Source organism: Luteimonas salinilitoris, assembly GCF_041300785.1.
Lineage (GTDB): Bacteria > Pseudomonadota > Gammaproteobacteria > Xanthomonadales > Xanthomonadaceae > Luteimonas > Luteimonas salinilitoris.
Window position 1 is genome coordinate 1 of record NZ_JBFWIB010000025.1, and the last position, 20,601, is coordinate 20,601.

Here is a 20,601-nt window from a genome sequence, read left to right on the forward strand (position 1 = left end):
GACAGTGCCGTTGATCACCCCGCTGTCGAAGCCGAACAGGAACCCGCCCAACGTCGCTACCAGACTGATCAGCACGATGAAGCGGGTGTTCGGCGACTCCGCCGGCGCGGCATCGGTGGTCATGGAAATGCTGCTCATGGATAGTCCTGGATTCGAGATGAGGGGCCAGTCCGGCGCAGGCGCCGTCGGCGATCGGGCGATACGTGCGAATGGCGCGGCGACGCGTTCATGCGCGCACCAGCGCACCGTCGCGCCAACGCAGCCGCGCCGACTCGCCGGCCTCGAGGGTCAGCTTCAACGTACGGTCGCGATAGGCGACGAGATACTCGCCGCCGCGATCGCTGCGTAGCCGCGCCTCGGCGAGGCGGCCGGCTGCCCAGGCCAAGTCGATGCCGGCGGCGCCGCGCGCGCGCAGGCCGCGCACCGAACCTTCCGGCCAGGCCGCGGGCAGCGCCGGCAGCAGGAAGATCGTGCCGCCCCAGCTCTGCAGCAGCATCTCGGTGATGCCGGCGGTGCCGCCGAAGTTGCCGTCGATCTGGAACGGCGGATGCGCGTCGAACAGGTTGGGATAGGTGCGCGAAGGGCTGATCAGCATGCCCAGGATCCTGTACGCGTGCTCGGCGTCCCACAGCCGCGCCCACAGGTTCAGGCGCCAGCCGATGCCCCAGCCGGTGGCCTCGTCGCCGCGGATTTCCAACGACCGCTTCGCCGCCGCCGCCAGTTCCGGCGTATCGCGCACGTTGATCTGGCTGGACGGATGCAGCGCATACAGGTGCGAGACGTGGCGGTGGTCCATCTCCGGCGCCTGCATGTCCCAGTCCTCCTGCCATTCCTGCAGCTGGCCGGCCTTGCCGATACGGTGCGGCGGCAGGCGTTCCCGCAACACCGCCAACCGTTGCGCGAACCCGTGGTCGACGTCGAGCCGTTCGCTCATCTCGATGCACTGGCCGAACAGGTCGCGCAGGATCTGGGCGTCCATCGACGGGCCGGCGCAGATCGAGGCGCCGTGGGGATGCTCGTTTTCGGGCGACAGCGACGGCACAGTGACCATCGCGCCGGTGTTCGGGTCCTCCACCAGGGTGGCGGCGAAGAACTCGGCCGCGCCCTTGAACAGCGGCCAGATCTTCTCGAGATATTCGGGGTCGCGCCCGTAGTCCCAGCGATCCCACAGCTGCTGCAGCAGCCAGGCGCCGCCCAGCGGCCACAGGCCCCACTTGGCGCCGTCGATCGGCGCGGTCTGCCGCCACAGGTCGGTGTTGTGATGCACCGCCCAGCCGGGCGCGCCGTACATCGCCTCGGCGGTATGCGCACCGGTCTCGGCAAGTTCGAACAGCATGCGCTCCAGCGGCTCTGCGCATTCGGGCAGCGCGTTGGCCTCGCTGGGCCAGTAGTTCATCTCGGTGTTGATGTTGATCGTGTATTTGCTCTCCCACGGCGGAGCCATCAGGTCGTTCCAGATGCCCTGCAGGTTGGCCGGCTGGGTGCCGGGCCGCGAACTGCAGATCAGCAGGTAGCGGCCGAACTGGTGGTACAGCGCGGCCAGCGCCGGATCGTCGCCGGCGGCGAAACGCGCCACCCGCTCGTCGGTGGGATATCCCGCCGCGGCGGTATTGCCGAGGTCGATCGAGACCCGCCGGAACAGCCGCCGGTGCTCGGCCAGATGCGCCTCGAGCAGCGTGTCGTAGGGCTTGCCCGCAGCGGCGTCCAGCTGCGCGCGCGCGATCGCTTCCGGATCCGCGCCGATGTCGTCGTAGCGGCGGTAGCTGGTGGCCGCGGTCAGCAGCAGCAGCGCTTCGTCGGCGCCTTCCACCTCGATCCTGCCGTTGCCCGTCCGCGTCCGGCCGCCGCGCACCGAAACCCGCAGGCGCAGCGCAAAACGCAGCTGGCCGTCGATGCCGCGGCTGGCGCCGTTGCGTCCGCGCAGCAGCAGGTCGTCGCCGTCGTGGACGACCTCGCTCTCCTGCTCGCTGTCCAGGCCGATGCGCAGGCCGAGCCGGCCCGGCTTGTCGACGCCCAGCCGCACCACGATGCACTGGTCCGTCGGCGAGACGAAGGCCTCGCGCCGGTGCTGCACGCCGCGACTCTCGAAGGTGGTCGTCGCGAGCGCACGGTCGAGGTCCAGTTCGCGCCGGTAGTCGCCCATGTCGGAAACGTCGCGGAAGTCCAGCGCCAGGTCGCCCAGCGGCTGGTACGGCATCTGCTTGTTCGGCCGCGCCATCATGGTGGCATCGGCCAGCGCCTCGGCCTCGGCATAGCGGCCGGAGAAGATCAGCCGTCGCACCTCGGGCAGCGCTGCCAGCGCGTCGGGCGGGGTCGGGTCATAGGGCCCGCCGCCGTACAGCGTGTCCTCGTTGAGCTGCAACCGCTCGTACTTGCCGCCGCCCCAGACCATCGCACCCAGGCGCCCGTTGCCCAGCGGCAGCGCCTCGACCCATTGCGTGGCCGGGCGCCGATACCAGAGCTTCAGCGCATCGGCGCCCTGCACCGCCGGCGCAGCCGCCGGATCCGGGGCGCTCCTGCCCTGCTCCTGCGCCTGCGCCGTCGCCATGCCGCCGAGGCCGGCCATCGCCAACCCGGCCGCCATGCCCTTGAACAGTTCGCGACGGGCCGGGTCGACCGGCGCGGTCGACGCGATGGGGGGCGCGCGATCAGGACCGCGCCCGTTGTGATTCTCCGTACTCAAGTCATCCCTCCCGGAATCGGATCGTCTATCGGCAGCCATCGATCATGCCGGCCGACACCGCGGCTGTCATTCCGCGGCGCTGCTGCGGCGCGGCACCGAGAGCGCCTCGCCCGCGTACTGCACGACGACATCGGCGCCAGGCTCCAGTTCGCCGGCATCGCTGCGCGGACCGTCGATGAAGCGCACCCGGAATTCGCGCTGCGCCTGCATCCCCGGAAAGCCGCCTTCGCGCGCGCCGATCGACAGCTCGCCGGCGTCCTCGTTCCAGCGCAGCGGAATGCGGCTGAACTGGCCCTGCTCGTAGCCGTAGCCGTCGCCGTCGTCCTCGTAGAGCGAGAACTCGCCGTCGGTGCCGGTGTACACGGTCAGCGTCAGCGGCGCGTCCGGCTGCTCGTCGACGTACTGCTGCACCGGGCCGCTCGGCACGATCGCGCCGGCGCGCACGAACAGCGGCATCCGCGTCAGCGGCGCGTCGGCGTCGATGCGCTGCCCGCCGTCGAAGCGCCGGCCGCTGTAGAAGTCGTACCAGGCGCTGCCGGCGGGCAGGTACACCGGCCGGCTGGTCGCCCCGAACTCGCCGACCGGGCTGACCAGGAATGCCGGGCCGAACAGGTACTGGTCGTTGATGTCGCGGACCTCGGGATCGTCCGGGAAGTCCATCGCCAGCCCGCGCATGATGCTGCCGTCGCGATGGTACGTGTCGCCGGCCAGGGTGTAGATGTACGGCAGCAGCGTGTAACGCAGCTTGAGGTAGTACGCCATGCTGTCGTGGTACGGCGTGCCCTCCGGAGCGATGTTCCAGATCTCGCGGTACGGGAACTGGCCGTGCGAGCGGAACAGCGGCACGAAGGCGCCGAACTGGAACCAGCGGGTGTTGAGCTCACGCCATTCCGGCAGGTGCGCCGGATCCTGGTTCTCGTAGCGCTTCTCCACCGCGAAGCCGCCGATGTCGAAGGTCCAGTTGGGCAGTCCGGCCATGGCCGTGTTGACGCCGGCGGCGACCTGCTCGCGCAGGTCGTCCCAGCGCGAGACCACGTCGCCGCTCCACAGCGCGGTGGCCGCGCGCTGGGTACCGGCGAAGGCCTTGCGCGAGAGGATGAACACGCGCTTGTCGGGATCGGCGGCACGGTCGCCGCGGTACACGCCCTCGGCGTGCGGCAGCGAATAGGAATTGAAGAATTCCGTCGACGGCCCGAGCGCGGTCGGCGTGGTGCGCGCCTTGCGCTCCTCGATGTCGAGGTTGGAGTGCACGTCGGGCTCGGTCGCGTCCAGCCACCAGGCGTCGAAGCCGAGCACGTTCAGCTTGTCTTGGATCTGGCGCCAGTAGATCTGCCGCCCTTCCTCGGCATACGGGTCGTAGAACGAGTTGAGATAGCCTTTGCCGATCCAGTCGCGCTCGCCGACCTCGATGTTGCGCTTGTACATGTGGCCCTTGGCGTCGAGTTCCTTGAAATGCTCGGTCTCGGGATAGAACTTTGGCCACACCGAGATCATCACCTGCGCGTTCTGTGCGTGGACCTGGTCGACCATGCCCTTCGGATCGGGGAAGCGGGCGGCATCGAAATCGTGCGAGCCCCAGGCGTCCTCCGGCCAGTACGACCAGTCCTGCACGATGTTGTCGATCGGCAGCTCGCGGCGGCGGTACTCGGCCAGCACGTCCAGCAGCTCGTCCTGGGTCTTGTAGCGCTCGCGGCTCTGCCAGAAGCCGTAGGCCCACTTCGGCAGCAGTACCGCCTTGCCCGTGAGCTCGCGGTAGCCGGCGATGACCTCGTCGGCGGAATCGCCGGCGACGAAGTAGTAGTCGATGAACGGCGACGCCTCCGACCACAGCGACAGATCGTCGGCCTCGTCGGCCGGCAGCGGGTCGCGGTGCAGCAGGGCGATGTAGCTGGGGTCGATCAGGTCCCACTCGATGCGCAGCTGGTGGCGCTGGCCCGGCTGCATCTCCAGTGCGAATTCGTGGTGCCACGGATTCCAGTTCTGGCGCCAGCGGTCGATGACCAGTTCGTCGTCGATCCACAGCTTGATGTATTCGCTGCCGTACAGCGAGAACGTATGGCGGCCCGGCGAGAGCGCCTCGATCTCGCCCTCCCAGCTCGCCTGCACCCGGCCGTCGCCGCCCTTGAGCTCCGCGGGGAAGTGCTCCAGGTCCTTGATGTACTGGTAATTGATCTCGGACTCGCGGCGCTCGAGCTTCTGCTCGCCGGCGACCGAGTAGCGCGCGGTCAGCGCGCCCTCCTCGCCGCTGGCGTCATACAGCTTCAGGCTTTGCGGCAGCGGCTGCAGGCCGCGCGGATCGCCCAGGCGGGTGATCGCGTTGTTGTCCCATAGCAGGCCGTAGCCACGGCTGGACACCAGGTACGGCACCGCGTTGTCGATGTTGTTCTGCAGCAGCTCGACGTCGCGGCCCTTCAGGTCCATCCAGCCCTGCTGGTGCTGGCCGGTGCCGTAGATTGCCTCGTCGTCGGGCGACTCGAAGCGCTGGCGGATGGCGAAGTACGGCTTGCCCTCCACCTCCTGCGGCGCGAAGCTGCGCCCGCCCGCGACCTCGGCGAGGATCGGCTGGCCGTCCTTGTCCAGGAAGCGCACCCGGCCGTCCTGCAGCGAGACCTCGGCGATGACCTCGGCGGTGCTCAGCCGCAGCTGGCCGCCGTCCTCGGCGACCTCGAACGTGGGTACCGGACCTTCGTCCTCGATCCGCATCAGGCTGGGCGTACGCGCGAACCCGCCCTTGGGATCGGCGCTGACGCGGATGATGCGGTCGTCGACCACCTGCAGGCGGACCGCGGCCGCCCCTTCTTCGGTGGGGTGCACCACGACGCCGCGGTCGGTCGTTTCGTAGCGTTGCGAGGCGTTTTCCGCACCGCAGGCGGCCAGCAGCACAGCCAGCGGCAACGCCAGCCAGGTCACGTATCTCATGGTTCCACTCCCGATCGTCATGTCTGTCCGTCCATCATCGTTTCGTACCCGCACATGTTCCGTGCCGTAGAGCGGAGCTTGCTCCGCTGCTTCCGGCTCCGGAGCCCGCGTAGCGGAGCAAGCTCCGCTCTACGAGGGGTGCGGAATGCATACGCCTTTCACCACTCCGCCAGCCTCACCCGCAGCAGCTGCACCGCGCTGGAGAAGTTCAGGCCGTAGTCGGTCTGATCGCCGTTCCAGACGCGCTGGAACTGCCACTCGCCGTTCTCGTCGTAGGCGCCTTCCTCGACCCGGTCGTAGATCATGTTCACCGTTTCATCGGCCGGGAAGATCGTCACCCGCGAGTGATAGCCGGTGACCAGGAACTCGTCCGGGCCGAGCTCGACGATCAGGGCCGCGCCGGTAGGCTCCGGATTGCCCGGCGGTTCGCCCTGGAACCAGAACTGCGGCACGCCGTACATGACCGAGGCGTTCCAGCGCTCGTTGAGCTCGAGCAGCTGCACCGGCTGTCCGGCCTGCTCGGCGGTGCCGTGCACCTTGCCCTCGAAGCTCTTGCTGGCCAGCAACCGTGCGATCGGGCGCGTCAGCGCATAGTTCAGCGCGAACGGCGCCAGCGTTTCCTCGTTCATGCGCTTGGCGCCCAGCGGCCAGTTCGAGTACCTGGTGTAGTCGATGCCGAACGGCGACCAGCCGATCGCCTGCTGCCCGAGCGCGGAAAAGAAGAAGCGCGCGTACGGCGTGTCGTTGCCGGTCTCGGCGACGAACAGCGCGTTGTCCGGGCGCGAGTAGCGTTCCAGCACGGTGGTGTGTTTCTCGTACTCGCGCATGTAGATGTCGGGCGCGAGCAGGTCGATGTTGGGCGCGGCGAGCTTGTAGATGTCGAGCACGTTGTCGGTCGGGCCGCCGCTTTCGTACTGGCCCGGCAGGCCGGGATCGAACGGATCGCGCAGCGCGCCGTTGACGTACATCGGCAGCGGGTATTCGGCCTTGCCGGCGGCCGCGACCCGGTCGATGTAGTGCGCCACGTGCCAGGCGTGGAAGAACTCGTCGGCGTCGCTGCCGAACACTTCGCGCCAGGTGCCGGGCTGCTTGTCCAGCCCGTCGACCAGGGCCTCCGGCACCGGCCCGTCGAAGACGCGCTGCGCCAGCGGCGAGAAGTCGCGCGGGGCGCCGTAGGTGCCGGGCTCGTTCTGCGGCTGCACCATGATCACGGTGCGCTGCGGATCGGCCTGCTTCAGGTGACGCATCAACTGCACGAACGCCTTGGTGTCCGCCTCCAGCGTGCTCGCGGCCAGCGGCGACAGCGAGTTCAGTGTCTCGCCCTCGGCGGTGATCACGCGCGGGAAGCGGTCGTTGTCGAGCTTGACCCAGGCCGGCGCGTAGTTCGGGCCGTTGTTCTTCCAGGTCGCGAACCACAGCAGCACCAGGCGCAGTTCGCGCTCGCGCGCCTGCGCCAGCAGGGTGTCGACGAAGGAGAAATCGAACTCGCCCTCGACCGGCTCGATCTGCTCCCAGGCGATCGGCACCATCACCGTGTTCGGCTCGAGCACGTCGATGGCCGGCCAGACCTTGTCCAGCGCGGCCGGGTAGTTGCTGGAGTTGTTGACCTGGGCGCCGAGAATCAGGAAGGGCTCGCCGTCGACCAGCAGCGCGTGGCGGCCGTTCTCGGTGACCAGCTCCGGGATCGGGGCTTCGGTGATGGTCTGACCGCTCGCCGGCGCGGGGGCGACCGTTTCGGCGACAGCGTCGTCGTTCGCGGGGTGCCTGCCACCGCAGCCAGCGAGCAGCACGGACAGCACAACGGAAAGGCCCAGGAAAACCACGAATCCATGCCATTTTCGCGGAGACCTGCTCCACCCCGGTAGAGCGGAGCTTGCTCCGCTGCTCTCGGCTCCGGAGCCCCCGCAGCGGAGCAAGCTCCGCTCTACGTCGCAAGCCTGCTCAACGATGGGGACAGCAACGGGGATCGTCTTCGTCATTCGGTTCACCACTCTGCGGTACGGAACGGCGAGGCCGGCAGGCCTTCGCGGTTGGCCAGGTCGGCGTCTTCGGGGTTGTCGCTCCAGGCGTAGCGGACCGCGGCCGGTACCGGCACCGCGTCGCTCCGCACCACGACGGTGTCGCCGGCAATGCGCGCCTGCGCCGGATGGAACACGCGGTCGGCGCCGGCGATCTCGAAGCCGCTCACCGCGTCGCCTCCGCCGCGCACCGCCAGCGAGCTGCCCTGCAGGTCGAAGCGCAGCACGGCGCGGTCGCCTTCGATCGCCACCGCGCGGTAAACCGGCCCGGAGAACACCAGCTCCTCGCCATAGGCGACGTGGCGGGCCGCCAGCGCCAGGCGATGGCCGACCGTCTGCTTGTCGCGCGGGTGGATGTCGTGCGCGTCGCCGACGTCGATCGTCACCGCCTGCGCGGTGGCCGGCAGCGCCAGCGTCGCCGTCTGCGACTCGCGCAGCACCGCCCATGGGCTTTCGAGCACGCGGCCGTCGGCATCCGTGCGGTCGCCGTCGGAGACGAAGTTGGCCAGCTGCGCCCAGAGGAACGGGAGTTCCGGCGCATTCCAATCGCCGCGCCAGCCGCGGATCATGTCCGCGAACTGCTCGCGGTAGCGATAGGCGCCTTCGGGCCAGGCGTTGGTCTCGCCCTGGTACCAGATCGCGCCGCGCAGCGGGTACGGCTGCAGCGGGCGGATCATGGCGTTGTACAGCAGGGTGTCGATCTGGTTCTTGTCGTCTTGCAGCGAGACGGTGACCGCGGTGGTGCGGAACTTCCACTCGCCGGTGAGCGGACGCCGCGCGCCGCCGGCCGGCGCCACGTACAGCTGGTCCGCGCTGCCGGCGATGCCGCCACCGCCGCCGGTGTCGGTGACCCGCACCGCGAGGGTGTTGGCGCCCGCGCGCAGCGCCGCCACCGGTACCGGGTACTCGCGCGGCGTGCTCCAGCCGTTCTCCATCCCGCCGACCGCCCGGCCGTTGACCCAGGTCCGGTCGGTATCGTCGATCTGGCCCAGGCCCAGGGTCACGCCGGCCGCGGCCTCGTCCGCGCTCAGTTCGAACGTGGTGCGGTACCAGGCCTCGCCGTCCATGCCGGCATAGCCTTGCGATTCCCAGATCGCCGGCACTTCGATCCCGGCCCAGTCGGCGGTGTCCAGTTCGTCCACGGAGAACTCGATTCCCCCGGCGACAATCTCGGGCCAACGCGCGATCAGGCCGCGCGTGTGCGCTTCGACCTCGGCATCGGCCGCGCGCTTGCCGCGCATCTTTTCCGCCAGCGCGGCTGCGTCCAGGCCGAGCATGTCGGCGTCCATCCAGGCCTCGATCGCGCTGCCGCCCCAGCTGCTGTCGATGATGCCGACCGGCACCCCGGTGGCGGCGCGCAGCTCGCGCGCGAAGTGGTAGCCGACCGCGGAGAAGTCGGCGACGGTCTGCGGCGATGCCGCGGCCCAGGCGCCGCCGGCCAGCCGCGCCTGCGGGGTTTCCGCCCACGACTTCGGCACCTTGAAGTGGCGGATCAGCGGATCGTCGGCGCGCGCGATCTCGGCCTCGGCGCCGTCGGTCTGCAACAGCGGCCATTCCATGTTCGATTGACCGGAGGCCAGCCACACGTCGCCGACCAGCACGTCGCGCACGGTGACCGTCTCGTCGCCGGCGGTCACCGTGATCTCGAACGGCCCGCCCGCGGCATGCGCTGGCAACACCGCGGACCAGCGGCCGTCGGCGTCCGCCACGGCCTCGGCCTGCCGCCCGTCGAACGCGACCCGCACCGCGGTGCCCGGCTCCGCCCAGCCCCAGACCGGCAACGGCCGGTCGCGCTGCAGCACCGCGCCGTCGGAGAACAGCAACGGCAACTCCAGCTGGGCCTGTGCCTGCGCAGCGGACACCATCAACGACAGCAGCAGGATCCAGTTCAAACGCCGTTTCATCGCTGTACTTCTCCGTAATAGTCGTGGATCACTTGCCAGGCCTGCTTGCGCTCGCCGTCCTCGGACAGCAGTCCCTTGCGGTTATAACCGTGTCCGTGCGCGCCGCGCTGGAACGGATGCAGGCGCACCGGCGAGCGGAAATCGGCCAGCACCCACGGTGCGACGCCGCGCAGGAACGGGATGCCGGTCAGCATGCGCAGCTGCTTGCGATAGAACGCCGCCTGGAAATCCTCGCTCCAGGCGCTGGCGATGTCTTCGCTGCCGCGATTGCCGTGGCGCGCCTCGGCGCCGAATTCGGTGATCAGCAGCGGCTTGCCGAATGGCTTCCACACCGCCTGCTCGGGCTCGACCGGCCAGGGCGTGTACCAGCCGAAGTATTCGTTGACGCCGACCACGTCGAGCGCGGCGACCAGCGGATCGCCGACCGTCAGCGTGTTGCCGTCGAAGCCCGGCCCGTACAGGGCCGCGCCGACCAGGCGGGTGGGATCCAACCGGCGGCTGCGCTGCGCCAGCGCCGCCAGCGCCGCATCGCGCTCGGGCTCGGAGGACGTCTCGTTGGCGATGCCCCACAGCACCACCGCGGCGCGGTTGCGGTCGCGGCCGATCATCTCGGCCAGCATCGCGTCCAGTTTGGCGCGCATGCCGGGATCGGCGAAGTCGATGCCCTGATAGACGGGAAGCTCCTGCCACAGCAGCAGCCCCATGCGATCGGCCAGGCGCACTAGGTGCTCGTTGTGCGGGTAGTGCGCCAGGCGCAGGAAGTTGGCGCCCAGCTGTCGCGCCTGCTCGAGCAGGCGGCGCGCATCGGCCTCGGAATGCGCGCGGCGGCCGTCGATCTCCTCGTGCAGGTTGATGCCGCGCAGGAACACCGGTTCGCCGTTGAGCAGGATCTCGTCGCCGCGCACGGCGATGCTGCGGAAGCCGATGTCCTCCTCCAGCGCATCGTCGGGCGTGGAGACGTGCACGCGATAGAGCTTGGGCCGCTCCGGCGACCAGGGCTCGAACGGCGCCTCGAAGCGAATGCGCGCATGGCCGTCGGCGCCGGACTGCGCACGCACGTCCACGCCCAGCTCGGGAATGCGCACGCGCACTGGCTGTTGCGGCGCGCTGCCGGCCACGCGGACCCAGCCGTCGACGCGCTGCAGCGAGTCCGGCGCCAGCTGGATGAAATAGTCCTGGACATAGGTCGCCGGCGTTTCCACCAGGTCCACGTCGCGGGTCAGGCCGCCGTAGTTGAACCAGTCGAAACCCTGCGCCGGGACGCCGTCCTTGCGCCGTTCGTTGTTGACATGCACCAGCAGGCGGTTCTCGCCGTCGCGCACGCGTTCGGTCAGCTCGAACTGGAACGGCGTGAACCCGCCCTCGTGGCTGCCCAGCTTTTCGCCGTTGAGGAACACGTCCGTCCGGTAGTTGGCGCCGCCGAAGTGCACGAACACGCGTCGTCCGTCGCGGCGCGCGGCTTCGATGTCGTAGTCGAACGTCTTGCGATACCAGACCGAGCCTTCCAGGTACATCAGTTCCGGCCGCTGGGTGTTGAAATCGCCCGGCACCTCGAGCGTGTCGTCGTCATCGAAACCGTACTCGTAGAAGTCGGTCTCGCCGGTGGCGGTGCGATCCTTCCACACCGCCTTCCAGTCGCCGATGCCGGAGGCGTACGGGTCCACCAGCGCCTGCCACCGGCCATTGAGGCTGCGGCGCTGGCGCGCAGGCAGGTTGGTCAGCGGTGTCGATGTGGCGTCGGCGGTTTCTTGCGCAGGTGTTGCGGGTGTGGTGGCGCGGTCTTGCGGGCGTGGCGTGTAGCCCTGTGCGTTTGCCAGCAGCGGCAGGCACGCCAACGCCGCAAGCAGCGCGACTTCGGCACGGCGAAATTCAAAGCGGGTCGCCATACACGATCCCCCTTCCATGCGTGCCGAGGTACACGCGACCATGCACGCGCGGATCGCCGACGATGATGCGAATCCTGCCGTAGCGGTGCGCGTCGTCGTCGATGCGTTGCCAGTGGCGGCCGTCGTCGTCGGAACGGAACAGCCCGCTCCTGCCGTCGACCTTGCCGGACACGAACAGCGTCGGCGCATCGCTGCCGTCCTTCGCCTTGCCGAGTCCCAACGCATCGGCATATTCGACGCCCGCCAACCGCTCCAGTTTGCCCGCCGACCAGCGCAGCAATCCGCGCCGCGACGCGGTGAGATAGACCACCGCGCTGCGTTGCGGATCGGGCCGGATCTGCGGATCGAACCTATCGCCGGATTCGCCGACGCTCGCTGCGACTTCCTTGAACTCCACGCCGCCGTTGTCGCTGACATACAACTTGCCGGTGGCGCCGTCGAAGGCGTAATACAACCCCTCGTCGACCTTGTCGGCTTCGACCGCCGCGCGCGCGGGCAGGCCTTTCGCTTTTCGCCAGCGTTTACCGAAGTCGTCGCTGATCCACGCGTTCGCCGCCATCGAAGGCGTCCAGATCACGTGCTTGCCGTCGGCGGCGATGGTGATGTGTCCGGCGCCCTCGCCGTCCGGCGGTTCGCTGGCGAATGCGGTCCAGGTCTTGCCGCCGTCGAGCGAATAAGCCGCGCGCACTTCGTCGTGTTCGCGATCACGCACGGTGCCACTGCGCACCACGATCTGCGGCGCTTGTCCTGCGTAGGCCATGCTTTCGGTGTTGGTCAGGCGCGGGCCGGCGTATTGCAGCATCGGCGTGTCGGGATCGTCATGACGGAAGCCGTCGATGTCACCGAGCCCGCTGAGCAACGGCGCGCCAGGCGGGCTGAGTAACTCCAGCGGCACGGTTTCCTCGAGCCCGGTGTTCTTGAACCACCAGTCCACTTTGTCGCCGCGGTCGAACGCGGTGAGGTTGCGCGAAGCCCACAGGCCGTAGCCGGTGACGAACATCGCGTGGTCGGCATCGAAGGGGTCGATCTTGATGTCGGCCATCCAGTGCGGCGTGTGGTCGCGCGTCCACACCGCGGTCGAATGGTCGAAGCGCGACTGCGCGAGTACCGGTTTCCAGTTGCAGCCGCCGTCGGTGCTGCGGAAGATCTCGTCGTGCGGGCCGTAGCGTTTGAAGGTCGTCGCCAGCAGCACCTGCGGATTGCGCGGATCAACCGTTACCGCGCCCCAGCCGAACCCGTCGCCCTCGGTGTCGATCGATTGCGGTGCCGGCGTGATGTCCTGCCATTCGCCCGAGGCCGGCGCGTATTTCCACACCGCGCCGTCGTTCATTTCGTTCGGGCCCGGTTCGTCGCCGTAGCTCAGGTAAAAGACACCGTCGCTGGCGCGCGTCATGTGGTTGGGACGCAGGCCTTCCGGTTGCTTCGGTACCGCGGTCCATGTCGCGCCGCCGTCATTCGATTCGTACAGGCTGGTCCCGCGCGTGGACACGCCGGCATAGAGTTTCGGCGTCGGCGCGCCGGGTTTCCCACTCGCCGGATCGAACACCACGAACACGATGCCGACGTGCTGCAGGCCGCGCCACGGCGTCTGCACGCCTGCAGAGGCCGATGTGGCGATGGCGGGAAACGAATCCACCTTCGACCAGTTCGCACCACGGTCACCGCTGCGCCACAGTCCCGCGCCGCGCGAGCCGAAGAACAACACGCGGCCATCATTCGGATCGACCGCGAGCCGCTCGCCGTTGCCCCGGCCCTGTTCGTTGCCGCCGAGCTTGAACGGCAGGTCGGTGCGCTGGAACGTGCGGCCGCGATCGAACGAACGCAGGATCGCGCCGTTGCCCGATCTTGCGTTGGTGTAGGTGCCCGCGGCGAGATACACGCGCTCGGGGTCGTTGGGGTCGATCGCGAGGCTTTCGATGCCGAGCAGGTTCTCGTCCTCGGCGCCGACCCAGTCGGTCAGCGGGATCCAGCGTCGTGCGGCGGCGTCCCAGCGATAGGCGCCGCCGATGTCGGTGCGCGCGTACAGCAGCCCCTGCTCGGTGGGATGGAACACCAGCCCGGTGACGAAACCACCGCCGCCGATCGCGACGTTGCGCCACGTGTAGGGCGCGGCCGCGAAACACGCGCACGCGGCCAGCGCCAGCATGATGCCGAGCCCGTAGCCGGCCGCGGTGCGAAATGCGTCCATCGGCGCCCGGCCGCGGAGGCGCAGAAGCGAGCCGGAACGGGACGGCGGCTTCCGCCCATCCCGACCCGGAAGGACCGCAAGCGCGGTCGGGGCAAGCATTGATCGGGCGGGCGCGCGCATCCTGCTCAGAGGCTGGCGCGCAGGGTGATGCCGTAGCGGCGGTCGTTGATCACGAAGTCGCGCAAGCGCGATTCGTAGCCCAGGTAGCTTTCACGACGGGCGTCCAGCAGGTTGACGCCGTCCAGCGAGATCGACCACATGTCGTTGATGTTGAAGCGGACCGATGCGTCCAGCTGCCCGAAGCCCTTGTTGTAGACCGGCAGGTTGCCGGTGCCGTTGCCGGCCGTCGTCACCAGCCAATCGCTGCGCCAGTTGTAGGCCACGCGCGTGGCAAAGCGGGGCTGCTCGTAGCTGAGGATGACGTTGTAGCTGTTCTTGGACAGCCCTTCCAGCGGCACCGTCAGCGGCTGGCCGTTGGTGTCGGTCGCGGTCGGGCTCGGCGCCTCGCTATCCACATAGGTGTAGTTGGTCTGCAGGCCGAAACCGCTCAGCCAGCCAGGCAGGAAGTCGAAGAACTGGGTGTAGCCCAATTCCACGCCCCTGATCTTGCCATCGTCGCCGTTGACCGGGCGGGTGATCTCCCACTCTTCGCCGTCGATGGTTTCGACGGTCGTGGCATTGGCGATGAAGCCGTCGACCTTCTTGTAGAACGCGGTGCCATACAGCATGGAGCCTTTGCCGAAATACCATTCCAGCGAGGTATCGAACTGGTCGGCTTCCATCGGGCTCAGGTTCGGATTGCCCGCCGAGCCGGTGCGGCGGCCACCCGCATCGACGCTCAGACCCAGATTGGGGTTGAGCTTGTCGAAGGTCGGGCGGGAAATGCCCTTGGACGCGGCAATGCGCCATTGCAGGTTGTCGCGCAGGAACCAGCGCAGGTTGAGGCTGGGCAGCACGTCGGTGTAGCTCTGCGTCACGCTGATCGGCAACAGGCTGGTCAGGTCGTCCGGATCGGTCATGACGCCGGTGGATTCCAGCTCGGTGCGGACAACGCGTACGCCGACATTGCCGTCGAACGGCAGGGCGGCAAAGTCGTTGCCGAAGCGCAGCACGCCGTAGGCCGCGTAGGTTTGCTCGCTCTGGGTATTGATGTTGGTGGGGCCGAAAGTCAGCGGCGGGGCGCCGAAGCCCGCAAGGGTCTCTTCATAGTTTCCCACCGCGACATCGGACGCGGTCAGCGTCGGGCCGAAGGTGTCGCTGTCGCCACGGAAGAAGTCGGTGGTCGGGTTCGGCACCAGCGGGATGTTCGGATAGTCGGCAAACGGGGCGCCGGCGCAGTCGTTCAAGCACATGAAGCGCCAGACGTTGCCTTTGTTCTCGGCATCGCGATCGGTATAGCGCACGCCCGCCTTGAAGCTGCGCAGGAAGCCTTCGTCGAACGCCAGGTCCATGTCGCTGCGCCAGGCGAACTCGGTGCCCTTGTTGTCGTCCTTGTTGTCCAGGTGGAACTTCCAGCCGATGTAATTGGCGCTGTCGGCCAGGTAGCCTTCGGCGCCGCTGGCGTCGGTCACGGCCAGGCGCGGCAGGTCGCCGCTGAAGTCCATGGTGAAGCGCGGCACGCCGGTCATGCCGGTGCCGACGATGTAGCGCGTGGACTCGGTGGTGGCATCGACGTACTGGAAATCGGTGCTCAGCGAAAGCCGTTCATTGACCGTCCACTTGGCGCCCGCCGAGTAGTCGGTGGTCACCGAGTGGCGTTCGGTCAGGCTGGTGTTGGAGTCGACCGGGGTGTCCTGGAACGTGCCGCTGACGAACTCGTCGCGGTCGTTGACCACGAAGCTGCTGCCGGGAACCGGCACCATCGGGCTGCCGCCGCTGTAGGCGAAGAACGAGTAGTCCAGCCAGCTGAACTTGTAGTCCGAACGCAGCGCCTGCAGATACACCTCGACATCGTCGTTGGGACGCCATTGCAACGCGATGGCGCTGGTCTCGCGGTCGCGCTCGCCATTGGTGGTGTTGGTGCCGGCGCCACGCGGAACCGAGATGTTCTGGCCTTCGTAGCCAGGCACGGTAGTCAGATCCCACCAAGGCTCGATCGAGATCGTGTCCTGGCGGAACGAACCCTCCTGCTTGGACAGGTTCACCAGCAGGCCGATCTCGCCGATGCCGGTCTGCCAGCGATTGCTGAACAGTCCGGAGAAGGCGGTTTCGCCCTTGTCCGCCAAGTCGTAATGATTGTATTGGATGCTGCCGGCGAGCTTCAGGTCGTCATAGTCGAACGGCAGGCGCGTGCGCAGGTTCACTGTGCCGCCGAGGCCGCCCTCGATCATTTCGGCGGAGGGATTCTTGTAGACGTCGATGCCGGCCAGCAGCTCCGCCGACACGTCCTCGAAGCTCAGCCCGCGGCCCTCGTTGGCGGTGAAGATGTCGCGTCCGTTGAGTTCCGTGCGCACCTGGGTCAGGCCGCGGATGGCGATTTCGCTGCCTTCCCCGTAGTTGCGCTGGATCTGGATGCCGGAGATGCGCTGCAGCGCCTCGGCGACGTTGTTGTCGGGCAGCTTGCCGATGTCCTCGGCGACGATCGAGTCGACGATCTGCTCCGCGTTCTGCTTGATCGCCTGCGCCTGGGTCACGCTGCTGCGCACGCCGGTGACCACCACGGCATCGAGCTCGGTGGCGTCGTCCGTCTCCGGATCCGCATCGGGCGTGGGCTGCTGCGCATAGGCGTTGCCGCCCAGCAGCGCGGCGATGCCGAGGGCGATGGCCGAATGCCGCAGGCCGCGGACCGATGCGCGGCCGATAGCCCGGCCAGCCGGAGCGTGGCGCTGACGTGTTGACATGATTGTTCCCTCCCAGGACCCACTTGAACGACGAATGTTGTCGAGCGTCCCGGCATGCCGATCGGCCGGGACATGCTCGTGCTCCGGGTCGACCGCTGTCCCGCGGGCCAGGGTCCCCGCCGGCACTCCCTCGCCCGATGCGCATGGCGCTGCGTTCTTGCCGCCGGACCGCATGCCCACCGCTCAAGTGGAAGCGCACCCCGGCACCGCAGGCTCGTCCGCAGCATAGGAGGGGGTGACATTCCATACCAATGAAATATTCGCCACGAGCTATAGCGTCACCGAATGATGCATTGCATCAATTTCGCCCTGCTGGCGGAAATGAAATCCTCGACGCGCGTCGCCACGATACGCCGCATCGCCGCCACGCCATTCGACAGTGATGGTCGTCGTGTCCCATCCAGTCCAACAGCGGCAGCCAACGACGCGCGCCCGGAAGCCAGCGATACGCGCCACCGCTGTCGGTGCGCGCGTACAGCAGACCGGGCTCGGAAGGGTGGAATACCAGCCCGGTGACGAAGCCGCCGCCACCGATGGCGACGTTGCGCCATGCATAGCCGGCCGCCTGTGCCCATGCCAGGCCAGCCGCCAGCATCGCGGCCATCGCCAGCACGTGCACGATCCCTCGCCCCGCGACGCGGGCGCAGACCCGGCGCACCGCTGGCGGATCCCGAATCGTGCCTGGATCGGAAATGCGGGGACAAGGCGGCTCTCCGCTGGTCATGCGCCGGAACGCACACTTGCATCGCACTTCCGACTGCTGCGATCCCGCCCGCGGCGTAGCGGGCGGGACCGGGGTCCTACAGGTCCAGGCTGGCGCGGATGGTCAGGCCGATCCGACGATCGTTGAGGTACCAGCCGTTGGGACGGCTCGGGCTGCCGTAGTAGTCGAAGCGTTCTTCATCCAGCAGGTTGGTGCCATCGAGCGAGATCGACCAGACCTCGTCGAAGTTGAATCGGATCGACGCGTCCAGTTGTCCCGTCTCGTCGTGGTACTGCGGCACGTGGCCGGCATTCGGCGGCCGGGTGGTGACCAGCCAGGTATCGCGCCAGTTGTACGCGGTACGGACCGAGAAACGTTCCCGCTCGAAGAACAGCACCACGTTGTAGCTGTGCTTGGACAGCCCCTCCAGCGGCAGGTAGGCGACTGCGATGCCGTCGGTGGTCTGCGCGTCCGGCGATGGCGCGCTGCTGTCGACGTAGGTGTAGTTGGTCTCGAACCCGAACCCGGACTGGAAGATCTGCCGGTAGCCGACCTCCAGGCCCTTGATCTTGCCGTCCTCGCCGTTGGCGCGGGTCTGCAGCTCGAACGGGCGCACGCACTCGGCGCCCACGCAGGGGCGCGCCGCGCTATCCGGCGTGTCCTGCACCTCGTACGCCGGGTCGTAGTAGTTGGCGGTCACCGTGTCGTAGAAATAGAAACCCTTGACCTGCTTGTAGAAGGCGGTGCCGTACAGCATCGAGCCTTCGCCGAAGTACCACTCCAGGGAAGTGTCGAACTGATTGGAGTACATCGGCTCCAGGTAGGGGTTGCCGCGGTTGGCGTAGGACAGGCCGCCGGTGTTGAAGTCGAAGAAGGTGTTGCCCAGGTGCACGTACGGATCGAGGAGGTCGAAGTTGGGGCGCGACATCGCGCGCGAGGCGGCCACGCGCCACTGCAGTTGCGGGGTGAAGAACATGCGGAAATTGAAGCTCGGCAGCACGTCGGTGTACGAGTGCTTCACGCTGACCGGCACCAGCTCGTCCACCGGCACGTCCTGCTCGCGCTCCCAGCCGTCGACCGTGGTCTCCGTGCGCACGAGGCGCACGCCGGCATTCGCGTCCCAGGGGAAGCGGCCGCTGTCGTTGCCGACGCGCAGCATCGCGTAGGCGGCATAGGTCTTCTCGCCGAACTCGCGAATGTCGGTCTGCGCGTTGTACGTCACCGGATCGTGGCCGAACATGCGCACGGTGTTCTCGTAATCGGCGACCATCTCGTCGCAGGCCACGTAGCCGGTCGGCAGGCCGCTCTGTCCACGGAAATGGTCGCCGAACGGGAACAGCCTGTAGCACGCGTCCGGGTACTCCGACAGGGGCACCGCGGCCCACGTTCCCCATGCGTTGTCCGACCCGGGCGGCGGGATCTTCTGCCAGTTCCAGCTGGAACTGCGCACGATCGAGTCGCGGTCGGTCAGGCGGACGCCGAAGCGCACGTCGCGCAGGAAGTTGCCGTCGATGAAATCCCAGCGCATGTCCGCCCGCCACGAGATCTGGTCGGCGTCGTTGTCGTCGCGCTTATCCAGGTGCGACATCCAGCCGGCGTAGTTCTCGACGTTGCTCATGTAACCCGGGATCGGCTGGCCGGTGGCCTGGTCGACGACGCTGATCGACGGCCGCTCGCCGCGGAAGTCCACGATCACCGGCGGCATGCCGTAGAGCCCTGACCAGCCACGCCAGTCGTTCGGATCGGCCAACTGCCCCGCCAGCAGGTCGACCCAGTAGTTCACGCTCTCGGTGGTGGCGTCGACATACTGCAGATCGGTGGAGAAGTGGAGCCGGTCGTTGACCTGCCACTTGAAGCCCGCGCCGTAGTCGCTGGTCACCGAATTGCGCCAGTCCATGCGCGCGGTGGTGGACACCAGCGCGTTGTTGAACGTCCCGTACTGGAACTCGCCTTCCGGGGTGAAGCCGAACGGATCGGTGAAGGCTTCGTAGCCCGGGATCGACGGCGAGACAAAGCCCCAGCCGTTGCCGGAGAAGTTCACCAAGTCCTCGGTGTTGTTGTTGAAGTTGCCGGCGCGGACGCTGTACTCGCGGTTGCGGAACTTGTAGTCCGAACGCAACGCTTGCGCATAGATCTCCATGTCGTCGTTGGGCTTCCACTGGAACGCCGCGGCCAGGCCGTCGCGCTCGCGGTCGCCGAAGTGGCTGTACATGCCGATCTCGGTGGGGATCACGACCTCCTGCCCCTCGTAGCCGGGGACATCGTCGAACACCAGGTAGCTGCCGAGGTTGATGCGATCCTCGCGATACTGGCCTTCCTGGCGGGCGATGTTGAACAGGAAACCCATCTCGCCGACGCCGGTCTGCCAGCGGTTGCTGAACAGGAACGAGGCCGACGGCTGCACCGAATCGCGCAGGTCCCAGCGGTTGACGGTGAAGCTGCCGCTGATCTTCATGCCATCGGCATCGAACGGCATGCGCGTGCGCAGGTTGACCAATCCGCCGATACCGCCTTCGATCAGCTCGGCGTTCGGATTCTTATAGACGTCGACGCCGGCGAGTAGTTCGGCCGGCACGTCCTCGAGGCTCAATGCGCGGCCCGCGTTTGCGGTAAAGATGTCGCGTCCGTTGAGCTCGGTGCGCACCTGGGTCAGGCCGCGTATGGCGATCTCGCTGCCCTCGCCCTTATTGCGCCGGATCTGCACGCCCGAGATGCGCTGCAGCGCCTCGGCGATGTTGTTGTCGGGCAGCTTGCCGATGTCCTCGGCAACAACGGAGTCCACGATCTGGTCGGTGGTTTCCTTGATGATCTGCGCCTTGGTGAGGCTGCCGCGCACGCCGGTGACCACCACTCTGTCCAACTCGGTGGCGTCGTCTTGGTCCGCCCCACTAGGACTCTCGGTAGATTGTTGTGCATGCGCCTGCCCGCTGAGCAACGCGGCGATGCTCAGTGCAATGACAGTATGAGGAAAGCGATTGCGGCTAGAACTGCGGCTCACAAGCCGGCTTGCAGGGTCACGGCGATGACGCGTTGACATGGTTGTTCCCTCCCAAGGACACATGATTTGCGTTGTCGGTCGGGGCCCGGACACCGTAGCGCCGCGTGCTCCCTGTGGTCGCTCGTTCTTCGGGTCGGCTTTCCGCTCTTGTTGGATGGCGGGTCCGGCACGCAAGCGCCGGGCTCCGCCTGGCGACGTATCGCGCGCTCCGATGGCGCGCGTGTTCCTGAATTCCGCAAATGGGCCGCTTCGAACCGCAGGCGCCGCCCATGAATTGCCGTTGACCGATCGGAATCGTGAAAACGTGACTTCCGTCGGAGCATAGGCGGCGGGCGCGATGCCATACCAATGAAATATTTACAGGGATCTATATTTCTTTGGAATATAAGAAAACGCCGAATTGCTGAATGCGCACGAAAACCAAGCGCTCTCTTCCCCGGACGGCACCTGCTCCCAAAACCC

The 20,601-nt window shown here is 67.6% G+C and carries 9 protein-coding genes; all 9 read right to left on the reverse strand.

The features are described from left to right. Positions 1-226: 226 nt before the first annotated feature. The 9 genes from AB5T46_RS19440 to AB5T46_RS19480 all read right to left on the reverse strand — a co-directional run bounded on the left by AB5T46_RS19440 (position 227) and on the right by AB5T46_RS19480 (position 20,178). On the reverse strand, positions 227-2,584 hold the full coding sequence (locus AB5T46_RS19440; protein ID WP_370565766.1) for a glycoside hydrolase family 95 protein: 2,358 nt from the start codon (positions 2,582-2,584) through the stop codon (positions 227-229). 165 nt (positions 2,585-2,749) lie between these two features. Continuing rightward, a complete protein-coding gene (locus AB5T46_RS19445) occupies positions 2,750-5,602 on the reverse strand; it encodes a TIM-barrel domain-containing protein (RefSeq protein WP_370565757.1) in 2,853 nt (950 codons plus the stop codon). A 158-nt stretch (positions 5,603-5,760) separates the two neighbouring features. Next, entirely contained in the window at positions 5,761-7,401 is a 1,641-nt protein-coding gene (locus tag AB5T46_RS19450; RefSeq protein ID WP_370565768.1) for a DUF5597 domain-containing protein, read from the reverse strand. Positions 7,402-7,586: 185 nt separating this feature from the next. Next, positions 7,587-9,524, reverse strand: a complete 1,938-nt coding sequence (locus tag AB5T46_RS19455; protein ID WP_370565758.1) for a sialate O-acetylesterase — start codon at positions 9,522-9,524, stop codon at positions 7,587-7,589. Then, positions 9,521-11,410, reverse strand: coding sequence for a glycoside hydrolase family 2 protein (locus tag AB5T46_RS19460; protein WP_370565759.1), 1,890 nt, complete (start codon positions 11,408-11,410; stop codon positions 9,521-9,523). Before AB5T46_RS19460 ends, AB5T46_RS19455 begins: the two co-directional genes overlap by 4 nt. Further along, positions 11,394-13,556 carry a WD40/YVTN/BNR-like repeat-containing protein gene (locus AB5T46_RS19465; RefSeq protein ID WP_370565769.1) on the reverse strand — a complete coding sequence of 721 codons (2,163 nt, stop codon included), beginning with the start codon at positions 13,554-13,556 and terminating at the stop codon, positions 11,394-11,396. Before AB5T46_RS19465 ends, AB5T46_RS19460 begins: the two co-directional genes overlap by 17 nt. A 167-nt stretch (positions 13,557-13,723) precedes the next feature. After that, a complete protein-coding gene (locus AB5T46_RS19470; RefSeq protein ID WP_370565760.1) occupies positions 13,724-16,438 on the reverse strand; it encodes a TonB-dependent receptor in 2,715 nt (904 codons plus the stop codon). Between the two features lie 298 nt (positions 16,439-16,736). Beyond that, positions 16,737-17,051 (reverse strand): hypothetical protein, encoded by a 315-nt coding sequence (locus AB5T46_RS19475; protein WP_370565761.1) that lies wholly within the window; start codon positions 17,049-17,051, stop codon positions 16,737-16,739. Between the two features lie 187 nt (positions 17,052-17,238). After that, positions 17,239-20,178: a TonB-dependent receptor gene (locus AB5T46_RS19480; protein ID WP_370565762.1), complete on the reverse strand. Its 2,940-nt coding sequence runs from the start codon at positions 20,176-20,178 to the stop codon at positions 17,239-17,241. Between the last annotated feature and the right edge of the window lie 423 nt (positions 20,179-20,601).

Bases quoted from the DNA above. Each gene is read 5' to 3' on its own strand.
- AB5T46_RS19440 (WP_370565766.1), bottom strand. From the start codon at position 2,584: ATGGCGGCCGGGTTGGCGATGGCCGGCCTCGGCGGCATGGCGACGGCG.
- AB5T46_RS19445 (WP_370565757.1), bottom strand. From the start codon at position 5,602: ATGAGATACGTGACCTGGCTGGCGTTGCCGCTGGCTGTGCTGCTGGCC.
- AB5T46_RS19455 (WP_370565758.1), bottom strand. From the start codon at position 9,524: ATGAAACGGCGTTTGAACTGGATCCTGCTGCTGTCGTTGATGGTGTCC.
- AB5T46_RS19460 (WP_370565759.1), bottom strand. From the start codon at position 11,410: ATGGCGACCCGCTTTGAATTTCGCCGTGCCGAAGTCGCGCTGCTTGCG.
- AB5T46_RS19465 (WP_370565769.1), bottom strand. From the start codon at position 13,556: ATGCTGGCGCTGGCCGCGTGCGCGTGTTTCGCGGCCGCGCCCTACACG.
- AB5T46_RS19470 (WP_370565760.1), bottom strand. From the start codon at position 16,438: ATGTCAACACGTCAGCGCCACGCTCCGGCTGGCCGGGCTATCGGCCGC.
- AB5T46_RS19480 (WP_370565762.1), bottom strand. From the start codon at position 20,178: ATGTCAACGCGTCATCGCCGTGACCCTGCAAGCCGGCTTGTGAGCCGC.